Genomic DNA, 22,388 nt, shown 5'->3' on the forward strand with positions numbered 1-22,388 from the left:
CATACTTTTGGTGGATAATCCGAAAAAATGGATAAAAGAATATTTAAGGATAAAGCCTATTCTATACTGGCAACCATGATCAAAGCGATGGCCAATCCTCATAGGTTAGAGATTGTGGATTTGCTGGGACAGGGTGAAAAAACAGTGGAGGAAATAGCCAATGAAACCAGCATGTCAATTGCTAATACTTCGCAACACCTGCAAGTCCTTAAGGCTGCTAATCTGGTAGAAATCAGACGGGAAGGAAATTTTATCCATTACAAACTGGCTCATGAAGAAATTTACATTTCCTGGCAAACGCTCCGCGAATTGGGGTTAAAGCATATAGCAGAAATGGAAAGGCTGGTAAAGGATTTCCGGGAAAAGCGAAACAGCCTGGAAGCGCTTAGAATGGACGAACTATTAACCAAGATGAAATCAAAAAATGTGGTCGTGCTGGATGTTCGCCCCACATCAGAATATGAAAATGGCCATATTCCCGGCGCCGTTAACATTCCTATCGAAGATCTTGCTACTCAGCTTAGGAAATTACCAAAGAATAAGGAATATGTTGCTTACTGTAGGGGACCATTTTGTGTGTTTGCAGATGATGCGGTGCAGCTTCTTATTCAAAAAGGATTTAAGGCAAAACGATTGGAAGAAGGTTATCCTGATTGGAAAATAAAATTTCAAACTGAAAGCATTTCCTAAAACTTACTGATATGGATAAAACAAAAACCACAGTTGATGCTGAAACACTGAGAACATGGCTTGAAAATAATGAACCGGTCTTTGTCCTGGATATAAGACCGCCATCGCAAAGAGAAGAATGGCAAATACCGGGAAGTCATTACCTCGATGCATACAAACGCTTAAATGAAGGTGATATGTCGGTGTTGGATGAAATTGAGATACCGGATAATGCGAAAGTGGTAACAGTGTGCGCCGCAGGAAGAACAAGCCAAATAGCATCTGATGCTTTAAATGAAAAAGGGTTTGATGCTGTTTCACTTGAAGGAGGTATGAAAGCGTGGAGTAAAGCCTGGAATGTAGCACACAAGCAATTTCCAGATTTTGAAATACTGCAGGTAAGACGTACCGGAAAAGGATGCTTATCCTATATAATTTTTTCAAATAACGAAGCTATTATCATTGACGCATCACTTCCCGAAGAAGTATATGAGGAACTGATACATCAACATGAGCTTTCTGTTAAATACGTTATTGAAACACACATTCATGCTGATCACCTCTCAAGGTCAAAACAAGTGGCTGATTTCTTTAAAACTCCTCTCTTTTTACCTATTCCCAATAAAGTACAGTTTGGTCACAAGCCAGTAACAGAAGACACAAGTTTTACTGTTGGGGCAGTTACCTTGAAATCCCTCGCTACTCCCGGTCATACTTTAGAAAGTTATAGTTATTATATCGAGAATAATATCTTAGTCACAGGTGATACGCTCTTTACAAACGGGGTAGGACGCCCAGATTTAAAAGCCGATCCTGAGCAAAGCCGGATTAAGGCGGGATTATTATATCATTCATTAATAAAAATAGCGTCCTTGCCTGATAATGTCCTGATATTTCCTGCTCACACCAACAAACCAGTAGAATTTGATGGTATGCTTATCTCAAGTACAATCGGTGAGGCAAAGAAAAATATACCCCTGTTAAATAGTAGTGAAAATGATTTTATAAATGCCCTTCTAGCAAAAATTCCGCCCACGCCAGCCAATTATTTATCTATAGTGGAAAAAAACCTGACGGGTATTTTTTCCGAACTCGATTCGGCTGATCTTGAAGCAGGTGCTAATCGTTGTGCTATTTCATGAAACCAGCAATCTGATTATTCCTATATTTTTTAATAATTCAACAATATGAAATCTATACGCGTACTGCCTTTACTTTTGATTGCTTCAATTGTTACCGTGTCAGCCATAAGTGGTTTTAGACCCCAAAAACAAGATGAGCCCTGGACTACAAAACAATTGCTTGCACCGGCAGATTTGGCAAGAATCATTAATGACACTAAAGCAAAACAACCTATAATTATAAGCATTGGCCCTGGCGCAGTCATCAAAGGTTCAGTTGACATTGGCTCTGTAAAAGAAAAAGAAAATCTGGATAAGCTGACCCAGGAACTTAAAACATTACCTAGAGACGCCGACATTGTAATCTATTGCGGTTGTTGCCCATTTGAACATTGTCCTAATATCCGACCCGCGTTTCAATTGTTAAATCAAATGAAGTTCACTAACCATAAGTTGCTCAACCTTGAGCATAATGTTAAGATTGACTGGATAAACAAAAATTATCCGGTAATGCAATAACAACAACAACAATTTATCAGTAAGTAAGCACCAAATGAAAACTATCCTATCAAATAAGTACTATAATGAATCATCGGTTTTTCTACCAGAAAATCTGTTACGTGAGGCCCGACGGCAAAAAAACAAAAAAGACTGTAATGTTCAGGCGGTATGTTTATTAGATCCTGACGGCGATTTAGCAGATTATTTGTTGCGAATGGGAATGGCAACCAAAAATAATTGTTGGGCTTGCTATCATTCGGTTCTTTATACTTTCCGTTTGGACAATCAGGAAATTGGTATTATTCCTTGCATCGTAGGTTCATCTTATGCTGTTTTGGTTGCAGAACAATTATTTGTCTCCGGCTGTAAACTTTTAATCAGTGTAACATCAGCGGGGATAATCAACCAGCCTGTTAATGAAAAACGCTTTGCACTTATTACATCCTCTATTCGGGATGAAGGTACAAGCTATCATTATTTACCTCCTGAAAAGCCAGCTTTGATAAATCAGCAGTTATTTGAGGTGCTTAATTCAGAAGAAGAAAATCCAGATTGTCCTTATTTTAACGGAACAAGTTGGACAACTGATGCTCCCTACCGGGAAACGCCATCTGCTATTTTAGATATGAAAAGTAAGAATATTACCTGTGTTGAAATGGAAGCGGCAGCCTTGTATGCATTGTCAGAGGTTAAGCAGTACAATATCCTTTGCTTTGCGCATCTTACTAATTCAATGGCACAAATGGAGGGAGATTTTGAAAAGGGAGAAGAATTTGGAAGTATTGATACGCTGAATCTTGTTTCTTATGTATTGAAGTTCAGGTTTGAAAATATTTTAGCATGAAGCAGGTACAATTAGGATTAAGAGAAAACTGGCAGCAATTCACATTATTGGTAATCATTAATGCCTTTGTAGGCGGTATGGTTGGTATGGAAAGAAGTATTCTTCCCCGAATTGCAGAGGTCGAATTTCACATTGCTGCCAAAACAGCTATTCTTTCTTTTATTATTGTGTTTGGCATTGTTAAAGCCATTACCAATTATTTCACCGGGGCTTTAGCAAATAAGGTGGGAAGAAAGAACCTGTTAACCATCGGCTGGCTCATTGGTATTCCGGTTCCATTTATGTTGATGTTTGCTGATAGCTGGAACTGGATTGTTGCCGCCAATGTTTTATTAGGCATAAACCAGGGCCTTACCTGGAGCAGTACTGTAGTAATGAAAATAGATTTGGTGGGTGAAAAGCAAAGAGGTTTTGCAATGGGGTTAAATGAATTTGCCGGGTATGTGGCCGTTGCTGTTGTTGCATTTTGTACAGGATGGATTGCTTCAGCTTACGGATTGCGTCCTTATCCGTTCTATATAGGTATTGTATTAGTGTTTGCAGGCTTATTAACAAGCTGGTTATTGATAAAAGATACCAAACACCATGTTTCTGTAGAAACGACAACTAGCAATGTACCAAGACTGAAGAAGATTTTTTGGGAAACAAGCTGGAAGAATAAAAATCTTGGTTCTGTAACACAGGCTGGTTTAATCAATAATTTAAATGATGGCATGGCATGGGGGTTGTTTCCTGTTCTACTGGCCTCGAAAGGGTTTACTATTGGGCAAATTGGAATTGTAACCGCTGTTTATCCTGCCGTATGGGGTATTGGACAATTGTTCACTGGAAAGATGGCTGATTATTTCTGCAAAAAAGATTTACTTTTTGGGGGAATGTTGTTGCAGGGATTAGCATTAGTCGTGTTGATATTTGCCAGTACAATGGCTCATTTTATTATTCTTGCTTCCATTCTTGGTTGGGGTACTGCAATGGTATATCCCACATTCCTTGCCACTGTTGCTGAAAATACACATCCGGCAGACAGGGCAAACAGTTTAGGTGTTTTTCGCCTATGGCGTGATTTGGGTTATGCTATTGGTGCTATACTCACGGGCATAATTGCTGATACATTAGGGATTAATGCATCCGTCCTGGTGATAGGGCTGCTTACTATCTTTTCAGCATTAGTTATTTTTTACCGGATGAAGTGCAGTGATAAAAATTTTGTTAAGATAATTGATTGGATCAGTGGTAAATTCTCCCGAACACACAGCGCTAAATATAAAAGCATTTGAGTTACAAACCTTTAAATTTGTAAACTCCTGCCTTTATGTACTCAATGGTTATAAACTATATTAGACAACGCATCGAAATCTCCGATGAAGAACTTGAAGAAGGGCTAAGGTATAGTGTGTTTAAAAAGTATACAAAAGGTAAATACATCATCAGGATCGGTGAGTATTGCCGGTTTATAGGCTTTATAAACAAAGGGCTTATGGTTACTACCACCATTGATATTCATCAACCCTTCAGTACAAGTAAAAAAGCAATTTTCCCTTTTTAAATCGAATGCTGATTCCTTGCCGGTATCAGGTACGGGGTTTTAATGATTACCTTGACATTCATATGGTTCAATGTGAATTAAAACGTGCCCTAATTGCGGGATTTCCTGTCGCAATGTATTTTTGAGCGTATGTGCAATGTCATGCCCCTCTTTTACTCTGATGTTGGCATCAACAATAGCATGTAGATCAACGTGATACACCATGCCTGTTTTTCTGATAAAACATTTTTCAGTACCCTTTACTCCGTCAACTGTGAGAGAAACTTTTCTAATGGCATCTATCAAATCGTCATATAAATTTTCGTCCATGATTTCACCCAAGGCAGGTCTGAAAATTAAATAACTGTTGTAAAGTATAAAGCCAGAAGCAAAAAGTGCAGCCCAGTCGTCAGCAGTCTCGTAACCCTTACCAAAAATCAGAGCGATTGAAATGCCAATAAATGCAGCAACAGATGTTATTGCGTCACTCCGATGATGCCAGGCGTCTGCTTTTAATGAAGAGCTATTGGTTTCTTTGCTTTTTTTGATTACTAACCTGAATGAAATTTCTTTCCAAATGATGATTGCTCCCAAAACAAAAAGGGTCCAGAGCTTAGGCAATTCATGTGGCGTACCAATATTTTTAATACTTTCATAGGCAATAATTGTTGCTGAAGTAATTAAGAAGCCAACAACAAGGAACGTAATTAAAGGCTCGGCCCGGCCATGGCCGTAAGGATGATTTTTATCTGCCGGCCTGCTTGCATATTTTAACCCGAATAAAACTAAAAAGGAAGAAAAAATGTCTGTAGTAGATTCAATGGCATCTGCAATTAAAGCGTATGAATTACCCAAAAAACCAGCAAACCCTTTTATAATGGCCAGACTTGTATTTCCTATGATGCTAAAATAGGTTGTTCGTACTGCTGTTGCCACATTTGTGTTTGCCGGTTGGTTCATGCTTTCAAATATTTTAAACAGCAAAGATAATTAAACAGGGTGCCCTATCAGCATAAAAAGGTTCGAAATTCCAGTTGGCCCAACCACAATCAAGAAGATCCTTCAAGTCGTTGGTTTTGAATGCTTTTGATTCGAAATATTCTTGATGAAAATGAGGTTGAAGTAAGCCCTTTTATAAATACAAAGTATTATAAAAATGATTTTCAGGACATGTAAGACGACGATCTATTTCCGGCCAACGAGTTGGCGTTAATGAAAACGTCCAGGCATAACTTCATAGACGCATTTAAAGGGTGCCAGCGATCTGTTTGGCCAGATCACCAATGCCTTGGGTGGTTACGCTGGTCGATTTCATTTTTTTCCTTCTTGCGTAAACGGTTTTCCTGATATGTTAAGTAATTCTCACTTTGTTTGGGAATATTTGTACCCAAAATGCAAGGTAATGAGAAAACTAAGCCTGGTTGTGTTTTTTAGCCTGATTGCAGGTCTGAGTTCAAATGCACAGGATACAAGCAAATATTTAAAAGAAGTAATTGTAACCGGTATAAAAACTGTTCGGGGAACAGGTCATATGCCGGAAATAAAGGATGGTATTATCTATGCAGGAAAAAAGAGTGAAGTAATTGTTGTAGATAGCCTGGATGCAAACAAAGCCATTAATAACACCAGGCAAATACTGGGTCGGATACCGGGTTTGAATATTGTTGAAACAGAAAGTTCCGGTTTTACAGCAAATGGCATTGCCACAAGAGGTTTAAACCCAACTCAGAGCATTGAAATGAATACTCGTCAAAACGGGTATAATATCAGTTCTGATATTTTTGGATATAATGAGGCTTACTACATCCCTCCAATGGAAGGCGTGCAGAGAATTGAAATGGTGAGAGGTGCTGCATCCCTGCAATTTGGTTCGCAGTTTGGCGGGTTGGTAAACTATGTTACTGAAGATGCGCCAACCGGTAAACCTTTTGAATTCACCACATCCCAAACCATAGGGAGTTTCGGGATGTTCAATTCGTTTAATGCCATCGGTGGTAATTACAAAAAATTAAGCTATTACGGTTTTATTCAATACCGTAATATGCAAGGCTACCGGCCTAACAGCCAGCAATGGCAGCTATCCGGATTTGGGAAATTGCAGTATAAATTTTCCGAAAAATTCAGCGTGGGGGCAGAATATTCCCTGCTTCGTAACAGAATACAAATGCCGGGTGGATTAACAGACAGTTTATTTGCTGCCAACCCGAAAACATCAACACGCGCCAGAAACTGGTTGATAAGTCCCTGGAATATTGTTGTGGCCCGGGCTGATTATCATCCTTCTGAAAATACAACTATCAGCCTGAAGACAAGTTACCTGTTCAGCAATCGTTCATTGGTATGGCGAAATGAAGATGGCGGCCCCGAAGCTTTGGATGAAATAGACCCTGCAACAAATGCTTATGTGTCCCGGGAAGTTGAGATTGAAAATATGAATAACACCACTACTGAACTAAGAATAGCGCACACTTACAATTTAGGTAAACATAAGTCAACCCTGGCAGGTGGAATAAGATATGCCTATGCCTGGTTTAAGCGCCGGGGTGGCGGCGAAGGAACAACCGGTAGTGATTTTGATTTATCTATAACAGGTGATTGGGAGTATAATCTGGATTTCACTACAACTAACCTTGCACCATTTGCCGAAAACATATTCAGACTCAGCAATAAGTTTACCATTACACCAGGTTTCCGCATCGAATACCTAAATAGCACTGCCAATGGATATAAGATAGATGGTAGCTATAAACAGATCGCTGATCAGAGCCGCAACCGGGTTTTCCCTTTATTTGGAACCGGACTTGAATACAAACCTACAGGCAATACCAGTATTTATGGCAATTTCAGCCAGGCCTATCGTCCTATTGATTACAGCCAGTTAGAACCTTTCGGAACAACATCGCGAATAGACCCTAACCTAAAAGATGCGTATGGTTTTAATTCAGATATTGGTTATAGAGGAACAATTAAAAACTTTTTAAACTTTGATATTGGCTGTTTTTATCTGGCATATAATAACCGCATTGGTGTGGTTGTAAAAACCGACCCGGTTACCAATGAAGATTATTCACTCCGCACCAATATTGCTAACAGCGTACACAAAGGAATTGAAAGCTATGTTGAGTTTAACGTTATAAAATACCTTAATCAAAAATCAACATACGGATTAAGCCTCTTTAATTCATTTGCATACATCGATGCAAAATATACTTCCGGTGAATTTAAAAGTAACAGGGTTGAGGCGGCTGCCAAAACTATTAACCGCGTGGGGCTAATATTTAATAACAAACACCTGTCAAGCACCTTCGAGGTAAATACCGTAGGAGATGCATTCGGCGATGCCTCGAATGTAAAAACCAGTTCAGATCCCGTTGCAGGATATATTCCATCATATACAGTTTTGGACCTGAGCGCCACTTACAAAATAAATAACTTTGCTATCAGGGCAGGGGCTAATAACATCACTGATAAATCTTATTTCACCCGAAGAACAGATGAATATCCGGGCCCCGGTATAATACCCGCAGTTGGCAGAAGCTTTTATATTGGATTCACTGCAAAATTCTAATCCCTTATGAGAAAACCTATATCCACAATTACAATATTTTTATTGGTATCAGTTGTTTTAGGATCAACCCTAGCCTTGTCATCCTGTAATAAAGAAAGAGATATAATAACAACGGAGTATATTGATAAAATTAAACTGGGTAAATTAATATTCAACGATAAAAATTTATCTAACCCGGTTGGGCAATCCTGTTCCAGTTGTCACAGTCCCTCCACCGGATTCAGCGACCTCAGTCATAATATTGTATCGGAAGGCGCTGTAAGTGGATTGTTCGGTAACCGGAATGCGCCGGATATTGCTTATGGCATGTATGCCCCTTCTTTGCATTATGATACAGTAGATTCAACTTATGTAGGTGGTTTCTTCTTAGATGGCAGGGTAAACACATTGGAAGAACAGGCGCAAAAACCATTTCTGAATCCCTTAGAAATGAATAATACCGATGCAGGTATGCTGATCAGTAAAATCAAAGCGGCATCATACTATTCGCTTTACAGAAATGTGTATGGTGAGATCACTGATAATAACACCGCATTAAATAATATTACAGAGGCCATTGCTTCATTCGAAAGATCGCCCGACCTCAATCAATTTACTTCCAAATACGATTACTATTTAAAGGGTCAGGAAGCGCTTACTCCGCAGGAGTTAAGCGGTTTGCAGTTATTTAATGATACTGCAAAAGGCAAATGCGCCAATTGTCATATTTCAGCCCCTGATGCGGAAAGCGGTAAAGTTCTTTTCACAGATTTTACATACGATAATATAGGTGTTCCCAAAAACCCGGCAAATCCGTTTTATACAATTCCGGCAAGCTTCAATCCTTTAGGTAGCAATGCTGTTGATTACGGCCTGGGTGGCTTTCTTCAGGATCCTGATAATTATGGGCGGTTTAAGGTACCTACGCTAAGGAATTCAGCAATTTCTGCCCCCTACTTTCATAACGGCTATTATAACACACTCGAAGAAGTGGTTCATTTTTATAACAAAAGAGATGTGGAATCCTTTCCGTCTGCCGAAATACCTTCCACTGTAAATCATGATGAACTTGGAAACCTGCACCTTACCACTCAGGAAGAAAAAGACATTGTAGCCTTCCTTAAAACTTTAACCGACGGATATAAATAGTCCGGACCCTGAAAAAAGGACTATGTTTTGAAGTCATATGGTTTGAGTAAGCCACCATAGCAAATAAGCATATCGATTCAAAATAAGGTATTAAAGGTGTTTTTTTGATTGAATCACCGGTCTGCGATAGGCAGGGAGAGAAAAATAAAACATAGCACCTTCATTGATTTTAGCGTTCGCCCATACCTTTCCCCCGTGCCTGGTAATGATACGTTGTACGCTGGCCAGCCCAACGCCGGTTCCTTCAAATTCTTTAGAGGCATGAAGTCGTTGGAAAACGCCAAATAGCTTATCGTAATTCTCCATATCAAATCCAGCCCCGTTATCTTTTACATAATAAACAAGTTGCTGATAAGTTTCTTCTGCCCCGATCTCAATTAATGTTTTTAGTTTGCCGCGTGTATACTTGACGGCATTGGAGATAAGATTGGCCCATACCTCAGTGATCAGTATAATATCACCCTGGGCATTGGGTAAATCATGAATTAAAAACTCAATGTCTCTGTTTCTTTCCTGCATTTTTATGTCGCTGGTCAATTCAGTTACGATCGCAGACATCGGCACTAGCACTTTCAGTAATTCTTTCTTATCATTTTTAAAAAAGAGTAATAGCCGGTCAATAAGTGCGGCCATGCTTTTACCACCATCAACTATTTTTGTGGCTATCCGCTTTCCTTCATCTGATAAATGTTGGGCATGATCTTCTAATAATATAGATGTAAAACTGGTGACCGTTCTAAGCGGAGCCCGCAGATCGTGGGAAACCGTATACGAAAAGGTTTCCAGATCCTGGTTAATTGCTTCCAATTGCCGCGTTCTGTCTTTTACCCTTTGCTCCAGCTCAGCATAAACGTATACGTTCTCGATGGTGACTGCTGTAATATCAGCCAGGGATTGCAGCAACCATACTTCTTCTTCCGTAGGCATTCTTTGAATTGCCCAGTAATTGCCGATAGCGCCAATTGGGTCAATTGTTCTGATAGGAACCATTGCCAGGCTCTTTACAAAGGTGGGCTTGTAAGCATCAGCCGGAATCCGGCTGTCAGCATAAATATCCTCAATGACTGCGGGTTGCCGGTTCAGCATAGCCCAGCCGCTTATACAGGCACTCATGGGAAAGCGGCTACCTTTCCATAACGGTGCAATGGCATCCTCATCTGCATAATAGCACTTATCCCCATCTCGTAAAACAAAGGTAGCGCCATCCGCTCCGGTAAGGTTCCGGGCGGCTGTGCGTACAATTTTCATAACGGTGTCAAGGTCACGGGTAAGTGATAATTCCTGTACTGTTGACACAAGCAACTTTATACTTTCCGGAGGGATATTTTTCATGGCAATTGATATAATGGTGGCTTTCTGGAAATTGGGCACTATAAATTTACATCTTTCCCTGTTCAATTTTAATCTTTGGCTAAATGTGCCTTAACTACCATACAGGGACGTTAATATCAGCTTCCCTGTTTCCCTACAAATGCATAGTGCACTTAACCGTTATAGCTACCAAAAGAGATATTAATAGAAGCCAATGTAATGGTAGCTTGTTGAATGGAATAATCCAGAAGTAAAATTGATCAGGATTCCTTTATAGGTTTCCGTTAATACGAAATAAGTTTGGATTTACTTTAAACTATTCGTTGATTTTTTAAATAATAAATGAAAAGACTTAGGCCACTAGAGATAAACCTTATTCCTGTTAGATTACTCCTTACAGTTATTAATTATTGTGAAGATATAAACTACTTTAGAAAACAGAACCCCAACTTCGTTTTATAGATTTCCAGTTCGTCCCTCTTAAATTCTTATCTTTTTAATTACTGGTTATTTAATCCAGTAATGTTACATTATACTTTTAATACTAACCATATGTCCAGAAATGGCCTTGTAAAAGTCGCAATTGCTGATAGAAATAAATGTTTAGGGAATCCATTGTTGAGGTTCTTTCCTTGAACGGTTTTCAAGTTGTTCTACAGTTATCAGACAAAACAGACTTATTGCAAAAAATAACCAATGAATTAATCCCGGATGTATGTCTTATTCAGTTAAATATCGACGAAAGCGAAATTGAAGACTTTATAAAATATTTAAGAACCAACTGGCCCCGGATAAGAATTGTTTTATACTCTTTAGAACTTGAGTTAGATACTTTTGAAATACCTCTGTTTGGAGCAGATGCCGTATTAACTAATTCGACTTCCCTGATTGAGTTGGAAAAGGTGTTGGGACTAGAAACTGTAGAGGATGAAATTTTAAATTAAATCTATAAATATTTAGGAGCAAAGCAAGACACCCCACCCAAAGAACCGTTCTGGTAGGACGGCTCTGGTATTTGCAACAGCAATACTTCATGACACTTAATGCTCCAGGGAACAAGCCCCGTTTATTCCAATATCTAATGAGTGATTTATTTTCAACTCAATTAGAAATGTAAGATTGAGCTATCAGAATTCAAATTAATCCAATCCTTTGAAAGAATGCGACTACTCTTTTAGTATATTAAAACCAAGAACCCCATAATCTACTGTGGGGTTTTCTGTTTCATAAAAATATTACTTGGTCATGCATTGCGTTTAACTACTTTTTTATATTTTGGCACATAAATAAAATCGGCCTGAATGTTCGTGCTGGAAACATTTACTTGGTATGATATTGCAAACTACAAATGGGTACCCTGAAATTCTTCTTTTAGCCAGATGTAACGTTGATCTGTTTTATAAAACGGCTGATTGGCTGGAAGAAAAAATGAATATTTCTTTTTTGAAAAAGCCAATGGATTCTAATAACATAGTCTGGGAATTTCCTTTTGAAGGAGCAGTAATGGTACTTCGGTATAACCCGCTGGGTGGTATAGCTTTTTGCCCGGGTGATTTTGGTCAGAGTAAAGGGCATATTGCTTTGAAAAAGCTGGCAGAATCGTTAGGTAATTATTAATTCGTTTTTTTCTGTAAAACCATGCCTGGCAAATATAAAAAAACCGGTGACCTTATAGAACACCGGCTTCATATCTACTCTGATATGCTAAAATTTATTCCTACGTTTTAAGTCGCAGGCTCTTCCTTTAAAAAGAAAGGTATCTTAAGATACTAAAAATACGCAAATACGCAACATTTTTTTCCGGATCATAGTGGCTTCCTTTTCGTAAAGTCAATCGTGTCCCTGAACGTATTGCTGATATAACCAAACCCGCATCAAAGAAAGTAATTGCTCTATATTTACAGGTTTGGCAATATAGTCGGACATGCCTGCTTCCAGACATTTCTCGCGATCGCCTTTCATAGCTTTGGCGGTTAAAGCCAATATCGGTAATTTATTGAACCGGCTGATTTTCCTGATTTCACGAGTGGCTTCGTATCCATCCATTTCAGGCATCATTACATCCATTAGAACGATATCTACATCTGCCTGTTCTTTTAATATCTTTATAGCTTCTTTTCCATTCTCTGCGGTAATGCACCGCATGCCATCTTCTTCAAGCGCTGTGGTAAGGGAAAAAATATTGCGTATATCATCATCTACGATCAGCACCTTCCTGTTTAACAGCACCTCGTCTGAATGGTGAAGATTTCTTATGATCTGCTGCTTTTCTTTAGGTAAATTTGATTCTACCCGGTGTAAAAAAAGAATGGTTTCATCTAACAACCGTTCTTTTGAGTTAGCAGTTTTCAGCACTATTGAGTTGGCCAGTTTTTTCAAACGGGTTGTTTCTTCCCTGCTCAGTTCTTTTCCCGTATATACAATAATGGGCACCCTGTTCAAATCATCGCTTGCCTTTATCTTTTCAATCAGGTCAATACCGCTCATATCCGGTAATCCCAGGTCTATGATCACACAATCGAACCTTTCCTTCAGCATCAGCTCAAATGCTTCGTTGCCTGAATAGACAGAAGCTGATTTTACATCTCCGTTGCCAATCAGTTCGCGGATAGCGTTATTGTGTTCCTGGTTGTCTTCAACCACCAATAGTTTTTTTAACTTTTTCCTGATAAATTCCTCTATCCGTTCAAAAGCTATTTGCATAGCCGCCTTGTCAACCGGTTTCCTGATAAAATCAAAAGCGCCTAATTCAAGACTTTCAATACGCCGGTCGTACCCTGATATGATCTGTACAGGTATATGTCTCAGGTCTGGATCATGTTTCAACTGCTTTAGTACTTCGGCACCATCCATTACAGGTAACTGCATGTCGAGGATAATGGCATCGGGCCGGTAATGCCGCGCCAGGCTTAACCCGGAATTGCCCTGCAGGGCAATAATGCCTTTGTAATTTCTTTCATTGACAAATTTCAGCAGCAAGGTGGCGAAATTTTCATCATCTTCAATGATCAGTACACTCCGGTCACTTTCACCAATTGTATACCGGTCGTCTTTTATGCTCTCAGGTAAACCAACTCCACTGCCGGGTTCCAATTGTACATCCCTGAATTTACCTGCCGGTTTTCCTGCTTTCTTTATTTCGATGCTTTTCCCGGGACGCTGGGCCAGCAGTGGATCAAATTTCAGGGGAATATAAAGGGTAAATGTACTGCCTTTCCCGTCTTCACTTTGCAGGTAAATATCGCCACCTAATGCATGCGCCAGCTCACGGCTGATGGAAAGCCCCAGGCCCGTACCGCCATATTTTCTTTTGGTTGAACCATCGGCCTGTTGAAAAGCCTGAAAAACAATATGCTGTTTATTTTCGGGTATGCCTATACCGGTGTCTGTTACCGAAAATGCCGCTACTTTATCAAAATTCAGCAGTTTACTTTCGCTGAATACATCGGCAGGAGTTATGATTTCCGTTTGTAAAATTACTTTGCCTCCCTTATCAGTGAATTTGAAAGCATTGGAAAGAAGGTTCCTGAGTATCTGTTCTACCCGTTGCCTGTCGGTACGTATTGTAGTACCGGATATTTCCTGCGAGCAAATAATTTCAAAGGCGATGGACCTGGCATTAGCTACTTCGGAAAACATCGCACACAGGTTTTGGGTAATACTGTTAAATGGTACATCACCAATTTCCAGTTCCATTCTTCCGGCTTCCACTTTTGAAAGATCGAGTATTTCATTAATGAGGTTCAGCAGATCGGTACCTGAATTATAAATATTCCGGGTGAGCTCTGTTTCTTTTTCTCCCAGTACCTGGTTCTTGTTTTCTGTCAATATTTGAGATAAGATGAGAATACTATTGAGTGGGGTTCGTAATTCGTGCGACATATTTGCCAGGAATTCCGATTTATACTTACTGGTTACTTCCAGTTCCCTGGCTTTGTTTTCCACTTCCATTTTGGCCGTTTCCAGTTTTTCTTTTTGCTCTTCCAGGAGGTTGGCCTTTTCTTCCAGCTCTTCGTTGCTTTGCTGTAATTCTTCCTGCTGAGTTTTCAATTCGGCTTCAGATTTTTCGAGCAGTTGTGTTTTCTCCTGCAGCACTTCATTGGTTTGCTTTAGTTCTTCCTGCTGCATTTCCAGCTCTTCTGCCTGGCGCTGGGTTTCTTCCAGCAATTCTTTCAGCCGGGTCCTTGATTGGGATGAATTAAAAGCAATTCCGATATTCGTATTCACCAGATCGAGGAATTGCAGGTCAAGCTCTGAAAAATTGTGCACAGCGCCAATTTCAATAACACCTTTTACTTCGCCATCATATAAAAAGGGATAAACAACAATGTTTTTAGGCAAAGTATTACCGAGACTTGAATTGATCTTTGTATAATCGTCGGGAACCTGTTCAAAAATTATTGGTGTTTTCTCCAGTGCTGCCTGACCTACAAGCCCCTGACCGGTCAATATTTGATTCATATTTTCTTTTCTATGATGAAATGCATAGCTGCCTGCCAGGTTCAGGTGCCCGTTTTCTGAAAGATAGATGCTGCCGACCTGCGCTTTCAAATATTTTGTAAGCTGGCTGATAACGGCCTTTGCCAATTGGGGTATTTCCAATTCGCCCCGCATTTTGTCGTTTATTTCATTATTGCCACTGAGCAGCCAGGTACGGATCTCGTTTTCGTGCGATAATTTCTGCAGGTTGCTTTTCATATTATTCAGTGAAATGCCAAGCGAATCTGCCTCACTGCGCACCCGTACCACCGGGCTATAATCTCCTTTTCCGATAACTTCAGCCGCCTGCGCATATTCCTGGCTAACCTTTATCAACTGGTTGAAGGAATCGGCCAGGCTGCCAATTTCATCCTTTGAAGTAACCGGTACTGATAAATTTACTTCGCCCATCGTAAAACGGTCTGCAGTGTTCTTAATAAGCATAACCGATGAAACGATAGACCGGATGGTAATAAAAAGAAGCAATGCAATAAGCAACACAACCGCCAAAGCAATAATGAGGCTTCGGGTCATTGAACCTGAAATGGCTTCCAGTTTACTTTCCGCTGTGCGGCGGATCAGCAGATTGGAAGCATCCACTATCTCTTTAAGTGTATTAAGATACATGGTCCCATTGGTCCACCAGTCGTCAACAGAAAATGGAAACCTGGTAAAAACGGGTAGGTTATAAGCCGTATCGATCATTCCCAGTACCATTTTAATAGCCGGAGTTGTCATTTTCCGGTCGTACAGATCGGCCAGTTCATCGGGGGCACTATTGCGGAATTTTTCTAAATTAATTTCATACTTTCCTTTTAACGCGGCAAATTCGGCGAACGAGTTCCTGTTAAACCCATTTAAGAGAATTGCTTCTTTTACGACTGCCCGCAACTGCCCATAAAATTCTTTGCCATATATCAAAAACATATGGGCTGCCAGTAAGTCCTTGACGTCAGCCTCGCGTGATGAACGAAAGGTTTTATCCAGCGCCTTAATTTTTTGAAAAATAATACCTGCAAAAGCGTTTCTTATAGTTTCAGGATCTGTCTGCAGGGAATTAACTTCGGTTCGCAATGCAGAAAGGCTGTCCGGTGTGCTTAACCAGGCTGCATCATTTTTATCGATATTTATTAATTGTGTTAAACTGAAAATGGCGTTATCTGTTTTTTCACGCTGAGTAAACAATTCGCTCTTTTCTTCTTTACCCTTACCCAGCAGGTAGCTGATAGAATAACCTCGTTCCTGCTGTAACTGGTGTATTACAGTTGAAATGGCTTCTCCGGCCAGTACATTATTATATACATGTTTGATGCGGTCCCGGGCAGCGACCTCATTACGTATATTCTGCAGCAGGAAATAAAGCAGCGCTGCAAGCGGGATCAGCGAAATAAGGAGCAGTTTGCTCCGGATAGAGAGGTTCTGTATAAAACGCATAATTAAAAGGGGGTCAGTTTCATGTATACGTTTTAAAAAGGTCGCATACATGAGCAGGTGTAATAAAAACAGCTACTAATGAGGCATTATTATTCTATAGGGAGTGATATAAGGGGGAGTTGCGGTTTATAATTAAATTTAATATAAAATATTTGAATCAACCGCCGATACGTGAAAAACACCTTTTTTTACTATTAATTTGGATTGTGAAAATATTGTACCTTGGAAGTAATACCGTAAATGTCACTTACGGCAACAGGATTTATTAAACGCCTTTAAAAATACTTCCGGCCTTATCGTTTCTATAATTATTCCGTTCTGTGAAATTTCTTTTTTTTCGGTTATGGTACTCACTTACATAGTAGCGCATCCTGGCCTGAAAAGATCATCCTTTTCAGGAAGAAAAGCTATTATTAGTATACACCATGCTTCTTAACAAAAAAGTTAATATTCTGATTGTTGATGATAAGGCAGGCAATCTCCTTGTCCTTGAACAGTTATTGTCAATGCCTGGTCGTGGATTTATCAGGGCTGCCAATGGCAGGGAGGCATTAAAAGTAGTTTTGAATAAAGAGGTTGACCTGATCATTCTTGACGTGCAAATGCCCGGTATGGATGGTTTTGAGGTGGCGCAGATGATAAAGACAAATAAACGCACCAGGGATGTGCCAATAATTTTTGTGTCAGCCGAAAAAACGGAACGTCAGTTTGTAATGAAAGGTTATGAAGAAGGAGGCATTGATTATTTATATAAACCGCTTGATCCTGAAATTACCAAAGTTAAAGTTGATGTATTACTTCAGCTGTACCTGCAAAAAAAAGAGTTAACTGAAAAAAATAAATATCTTGAAAAATATGCCTTGCTCATTAATAATTCTGCCGACCTGATCTGTATATTAAGTGCTGATGGTTTGAAATTTGAGGAACTAAACAACGCTGTAACAGAAGTGCTGGGATACACTATTAATGAAATGAAGGGCACTTCGCTTTTGTATTATATTCCCGAAGAGGACCGGTTGAAAGTACAGAAGTTATGCAAAGAAAATAAAGAAAAGTTTTCTTTTGAAACAAGGGTTTATAACAAAAGCAGAGGAATAAAATGGTTAAACTGGAATATTGTAAATAAGAACCGCTGGTGGTTTGCCAATGCAAGAGATATCACAGATATAAAAGAGGTAGAAGAAATAAAAAATTACCTGGCAACTGTGGTTAAGCAATCCAATGAAGCGATCTATCTTCACAACCCTGATGGCAGGATCATTTCCTGGAATGACGGAGCCGAAAGGATATATGGGTTTTCAGAAGCCGAAGCCCTGAACATGAAGATCTGGAACATTGTTCCTGAATACCTGCTGGCAGAAACACAGGAAGTGGTAAATCATATTTTCGAGGGCGCGGAAATTCAATCGCTCCAGACAAAACGCATCACAAAACGCGGAAAAATCATCGATGTATTGTTTTCAGCTTCTGTAATGGTGGATGCGAACAACAACCTGAAGTCCATTGCTATAACAGAAATAGATATTACTGAACAGAAGCAGGCTGACGAGAAAATAAAACAACTGAATACAGATCTTCAAAAAAATCTTTTACAGTTAAAGGAAAAGGAAGAACAGGTACAAACAATATTCAGGAATGCGCCTGATGCTGTGATTTTAATCGATGAGGATGGAAAGATCGTGAACTGGAATCCAAAAGCAGAAAGCATTTTTGGATGGACATCCGATGAGATTATGGGAAGTTTCCTTCATGAAACCATTATCCCGAAAAGGTTTCGTGCAGCACATGAAAACGGGTTGAAGCATTTCCTGAAAACAGGCGAGGGACAGGTTTTGAACAAACCTGTAGAATTGCCTGCCCTCAGGAAAGATAATACTGAATTTACTGCAGGAATAAGTATATCACCCACCATTGTAAAAGGAAAATATTATTTCATTGGGTTCATCAGCGATATTACTTACCGGAAAGAAGCAGAATCTGAAATAAAACAAAAAAATGAGCTTTTGGAAAACGCGGTAACGCAATTGAATCAGGTAAATAAAGAACTTGAATCATTTTCTTACTCCGTATCACATGATCTTAGGGCTCCACTAAGAGCTTTAAGCGGCTTTTCTCAGATCCTGGAAGAAGAATTTACTAATTTAATGAATGATGAAGCCAGGCGCTTATTGAGTAAGATACAACATAATGCTCAAAGGATGGGAACACTCATTGACGATCTGTTGGCATTTTCAAAACTGGGGAAAAAGGAAGTACAAAAATCGCTGGTGAACATGGAAGAAATGATTATAGAAATACTTGCTGATATTGAAAGCAACGCCTGCCATCTTTCCGCCATAACAGTCAACCAACTTCCCGCTGCCTATGCTGACCCATCTTTACTTCGCCAGGTTTTGACCAATCTGATATCTAATGCTATTAAATATTCTTCCAAAGCCGTATCACCGAAAATTATTATCGGGGCCTTTGATGAAAATAATGAATGCATTTATTATGTACAGGACAATGGTGTAGGTTTCAGCATGGAATATGCCAACAAGCTATTTGGTGTTTTTCAACGTTTGCATAGTAATGAAGAATTTGAAGGGACCGGGGTTGGATTGGCGATTGTTCAACGCATTGTAACAAAACATGGAGGACATATATGGGCAAAAGGAGAACAGGGTGCCGGTGCAACGTTTTATTTTACTTTACCCAGGTCATAAACCATTAATCATTAATAATAAATATCATGAACACTGGAAAAGTCGACATTATCCTTGTTGAAGATAATCCCGATGATGCAGAACTTGCCTTGCATGCGCTTAAGAAAAACAGGATTGCCAATTCTCTCATTCATTTAAAAGATGGAGAGGAAGCCCTTGATTACATTTTTTGCCGGGGACAATATGAAAAAAGAAATATCAGCGACCTTCCCAAAGTCATTCTGCTTGATATTAAAATGCCTAAGGTAGATGGCCTTGAAGTTCTTAAAAGAATTAAAGCCGATCCCGGTATCAGGACAATACCGGTAGTACTACTTACTTCTTCTAAGGAAGAGAAAGATATTGTGGAAAGCTATCAGTTGGGTGCAAACAGTTATATAGTAAAGCCGGTGAATTTTGACAGTTTTGTGAAAGCAGTTTCTGATCTCGGGCTCTATTGGATGTTGCTTAATCATACACCAGGCCAGGGTTAAAATATTCGGATTTTCCATTTTTTTTTTGCAGGATGTTCCATAATATAAAGGCGCTCGAAAGAGTATACCTTGGAAGTGAACTAAACAACGGCAAATTATTATCTTTCAGATGCTAAAATGGTAGCTGAGTGTCGGTTTATTTGATCCTTAACGTACTGTTTTAACGGTAAATTTTAAGAAATCCAATTTCTTCTATAAAAACTTTCAGATAACTCTCCTTGCTTCGAAAAACCACAGTAAAAGGGGGTGTGTCAAAGTCAGATGCACCCTCTTTTTATTAGGGTGCCTGACATACAGCGTTTTTTAGGTATTCGATTGTACATGCTATTTCATCCTTTAACGAACGATAAACCTCGCTCACTTCTTTAAACCTTTTGCCGTCTGCTAAAGACTCCATTTGCCGGATTTTAGAAGCAGCATGAAGCATTTCCATTGTTAGTAGCGTGCCACGAAAATCATGACAGGCATCCTTAAACTCCTTTGTATTTTCCTTGCATATTCCTGATTCTATAGCATGAAGGAAAGCAGGCAATTCAATGTTAAGCAATTCTATACATTTTAATACCTGTTTCTTGTCACCATCAAATTTTTCAAATAAAAGCTCGCAATTTACACCTGTATTTTCATTGACCCTGTTAAGTACATCATTGAGGTAAGAATTTGTTTTATTAATACCTGCAATGATTTTTAACAGGTCCTTTATACGAACGGGTTTACTGATATAATCGTCCATACCCGCATTGAGACATTTTTCCCGATCCCCATCCATTGCATTGGCCGTAAGACCAATAATGAGTATATTCCCTCCGGTTAACGCTTCCGTTTGCCTGATTTTTTGGGTAGCTTCATATCCGTTCAAAACAGGCATTTGAACATCCATAAGCACCAGGTCATATACATTTTTGCTAACGGCTTTTATCGCTTCTTCCCCGTTTGGAGCTATAGTGACTTTATGACCTCTTTTAGTAAGCATACTTGAAGTAACCTCCTGGTTTACCAGATTATCTTCTGCCAGTAATATATTAAGAGCTGCAGTCTGAACGAAAATTTCCGGATCAGTATTTTTTAAAGTTTTTGTATCCAAATATTTATTAAGAGATAAGTGTTGGGGGATACTAGCAATTTTCAGGATACTATCTAACAAATCTGACGGGCTAAACGGTTTTGAAAAAAACTCAGTCACTCCAAGACTAATAAAACGTTTACGGTCCTCTGCTTTTTGTGACATTGATGTAACAATAACATTGGTTGCCTTTAATTGGGCGTTTTTCCTGATAGCATTCACCAGGTCAAAGCCGTTCATTTCACCCGACAAAGAGATATCTAGCAGTATAAGGGGATATAGCCTCTGTTGCTCTAATCCCATTGATAATTCCATGAGTGCATCTTCGCCATTTGTAACACACACCGGATGCATCCGGAAATGCTTTACCATCTGCCGGATATACGCAGATGCGGTTTGGTTATCTTCCACTATAAGCACGGGCAGGCCATCTAAATTATTCACAGGGGTAATACAATACTGTTCCTTTGCAGGTTGAAGCTTCAATGGAATGGTGAAGTGAAAAATACTTCCCTGACCTTCTTTGCTTTCTACCCAAATAGCGCCATCCATCATTTCAATCAGCCGTTTGGTAATAGCCAGTCCCAGTCCGGTGCCGCCATATTGCCGGGTCATTGAATTGTCGGCCTGGATGAAATCTTCAAATATAGTCGATTGTTTGTCTTGAGGGATGCCGATACCGGTATCTGAAACGGCAAAATGGAAGGTCGCTACATCGTTAACTACAGCTCGCAATTCAATCCGGAGCATTACTTCTCCTTTCTCAGTAAATTTTATGGCATTTCCTATCAGATTAATCAATATCTGTTGAAGGCGAAGTAAATCTCCCATAACAAGGTCCGGCATATCCTGTTCCAATCGCATGATAAATTCCAGGTTCTTTTCTGATGCTTTTAACGCCAATGCCTGTAAACATTTTGGAATTTCATCGTGCAAAGAAAATGGGGTGACAACCAGTTCCAATTTGCCGGAATCCATTTTGGAAAAATCGAGGATGTCATTGATCAAACTTAACAGCGACTCCGAGGACGATTTTATAATCGTCAGGTATCGCAATTGTTCAGTAGAAAGTTCAGTTTCAAATGCCATATCTGTCATGCCTATAATGCCATTAAGCGGGGTCCGAATTTCATGGCTCATGTTGGCCAGGAACTCGCTACGAATTTTTACGGCCTTTTCTGCTACCTCTTTTGCAAGGATCATTTCAGTTTCAAGTTGTTTTGTTTTTAATATCTGGTCTTGCAGAAAAGAGATAATACTGATTAAATTATTTCTGGATGGATCAAAATGAAATGATTCAGCGGGAGCAAGCGAACGGATTACCTCTTTTAATTTATTAACGGATTGAAAATGCACTTCATTTTGAAGCTGTAAGCGCTGTGTTGCTTCCTGGTATTCTTTTTCACTGATTGTAAAGGCATGATCAGAAATTCTTTTATCCCGCTCGAAAAGAGCATAGGAATTGCTGACCGTTGCCAGTAATTCCTGGATTTCTTTGTTTTCAAGGCTTTGCCTGGAAATTTTTCTGATTTGCTTTTCAAGTAATTTATGATATGTCATAATTTCT

At 39.4% G+C, this 22,388-nt stretch carries 16 protein-coding genes; 12 read left to right on the forward strand and 4 right to left on the reverse strand.

The window, feature by feature from the left end:
- The first annotated feature begins 27 nt into the window (after positions 1-27).
- From A3860_RS29785 to A3860_RS29810, 6 genes are read left to right on the forward strand one after another with little or no spacing between them, the layout of a single operon-like run.
- Complete coding sequence (locus A3860_RS29785; protein WP_081153583.1) at positions 28-690, forward strand: metalloregulator ArsR/SmtB family transcription factor; 663 nt, start codon at positions 28-30, stop codon at positions 688-690.
- Between the two features lie 11 nt (positions 691-701).
- A complete protein-coding gene (locus A3860_RS29790) occupies positions 702-1,811 on the forward strand; it encodes an MBL fold metallo-hydrolase (RefSeq protein WP_081153585.1) in 1,110 nt (369 codons plus the stop codon).
- Between the two features lie 45 nt (positions 1,812-1,856).
- Entirely contained in the window at positions 1,857-2,309 is a 453-nt protein-coding gene (locus A3860_RS29795; protein WP_081153587.1) for a hypothetical protein, read from the forward strand.
- A 34-nt stretch (positions 2,310-2,343) separates the two neighbouring features.
- Positions 2,344-3,135 carry a nucleoside phosphorylase gene (locus A3860_RS29800; protein WP_081153588.1) on the forward strand — a complete coding sequence of 264 codons (792 nt, stop codon included), beginning with the start codon at positions 2,344-2,346 and terminating at the stop codon, positions 3,133-3,135.
- Positions 3,132-4,412: an MFS transporter gene (locus A3860_RS29805; RefSeq protein ID WP_081153590.1), complete on the forward strand. Its 1,281-nt coding sequence runs from the start codon at positions 3,132-3,134 to the stop codon at positions 4,410-4,412. The genes A3860_RS29800 and A3860_RS29805 overlap by 4 nt, the downstream gene beginning before the upstream one ends.
- A gap of 35 nt (positions 4,413-4,447) precedes the next feature.
- A complete protein-coding gene (locus A3860_RS29810) occupies positions 4,448-4,681 on the forward strand; it encodes a cyclic nucleotide-binding domain-containing protein (protein ID WP_143774324.1) in 234 nt (77 codons plus the stop codon).
- Between the two features lie 39 nt (positions 4,682-4,720).
- Here the strand turns inward: A3860_RS29810 and A3860_RS29815 are convergent, their stop codons facing one another.
- Positions 4,721-5,620: a cation diffusion facilitator family transporter gene (locus A3860_RS29815; RefSeq protein ID WP_081153594.1), complete on the reverse strand. Its 900-nt coding sequence runs from the start codon at positions 5,618-5,620 to the stop codon at positions 4,721-4,723.
- A 442-nt stretch (positions 5,621-6,062) separates the two neighbouring features.
- On the opposite strand from A3860_RS29815, the gene A3860_RS29820 reads away from it, so the two are divergent.
- A complete protein-coding gene (locus A3860_RS29820; RefSeq protein ID WP_158085405.1) occupies positions 6,063-8,228 on the forward strand; it encodes a TonB-dependent receptor family protein in 2,166 nt (721 codons plus the stop codon).
- A gap of 6 nt (positions 8,229-8,234) precedes the next feature.
- Positions 8,235-9,356, forward strand: coding sequence for a cytochrome-c peroxidase (locus tag A3860_RS29825; RefSeq protein WP_081153597.1), 1,122 nt, complete (start codon positions 8,235-8,237; stop codon positions 9,354-9,356).
- Positions 9,357-9,446: 90 nt separating this feature from the next.
- On the opposite strand, the gene A3860_RS29830 is transcribed toward A3860_RS29825, so the two are convergent.
- Positions 9,447-10,688 (reverse strand): sensor histidine kinase, encoded by a 1,242-nt coding sequence (locus A3860_RS29830; protein ID WP_245843660.1) that lies wholly within the window; start codon positions 10,686-10,688, stop codon positions 9,447-9,449.
- A 578-nt stretch (positions 10,689-11,266) separates the two neighbouring features.
- On the opposite strand from A3860_RS29830, the gene A3860_RS29835 reads away from it, so the two are divergent.
- Both A3860_RS29835 and A3860_RS29840 read left to right on the forward strand, forming a co-directional pair.
- Positions 11,267-11,611 carry a response regulator gene (locus tag A3860_RS29835; RefSeq protein ID WP_081153598.1) on the forward strand — a complete coding sequence of 115 codons (345 nt, stop codon included), beginning with the start codon at positions 11,267-11,269 and terminating at the stop codon, positions 11,609-11,611.
- Positions 11,612-11,996: 385 nt separating this feature from the next.
- Positions 11,997-12,284, forward strand: a complete 288-nt coding sequence (locus A3860_RS29840; RefSeq protein ID WP_081153600.1) for a hypothetical protein — start codon at positions 11,997-11,999, stop codon at positions 12,282-12,284.
- A gap of 213 nt (positions 12,285-12,497) precedes the next feature.
- Here the strand turns inward: A3860_RS29840 and A3860_RS29845 are convergent, their stop codons facing one another.
- Positions 12,498-16,580 carry a response regulator gene (locus tag A3860_RS29845; RefSeq protein WP_158085407.1) on the reverse strand — a complete coding sequence of 1,361 codons (4,083 nt, stop codon included), beginning with the start codon at positions 16,578-16,580 and terminating at the stop codon, positions 12,498-12,500.
- A 425-nt stretch (positions 16,581-17,005) separates the two neighbouring features.
- Here A3860_RS29845 and A3860_RS29850 point away from each other — a divergent pair, with 425 nt between their 5' ends.
- Entirely contained in the window at positions 17,006-19,285 is a 2,280-nt protein-coding gene (locus tag A3860_RS29850) for a PAS domain S-box protein (RefSeq protein ID WP_081153604.1), read from the forward strand.
- 26 nt (positions 19,286-19,311) lie between these two features.
- On the forward strand, positions 19,312-19,758 hold the full coding sequence (locus tag A3860_RS29855; RefSeq protein ID WP_081153606.1) for a response regulator: 447 nt from the start codon (positions 19,312-19,314) through the stop codon (positions 19,756-19,758).
- 277 nt (positions 19,759-20,035) lie between these two features.
- On the opposite strand, the gene A3860_RS29860 is transcribed toward A3860_RS29855, so the two are convergent.
- Entirely contained in the window at positions 20,036-22,381 is a 2,346-nt protein-coding gene (locus A3860_RS29860; protein ID WP_081153607.1) for a response regulator, read from the reverse strand.
- Between the last annotated feature and the right edge of the window lie 7 nt (positions 22,382-22,388).

Origin of the sequence: Niastella vici, assembly GCF_002077945.1 — a bacterium.
GTDB classification, from domain to species: Bacteria; Bacteroidota; Bacteroidia; order Chitinophagales; family Chitinophagaceae; genus Niastella; species Niastella vici.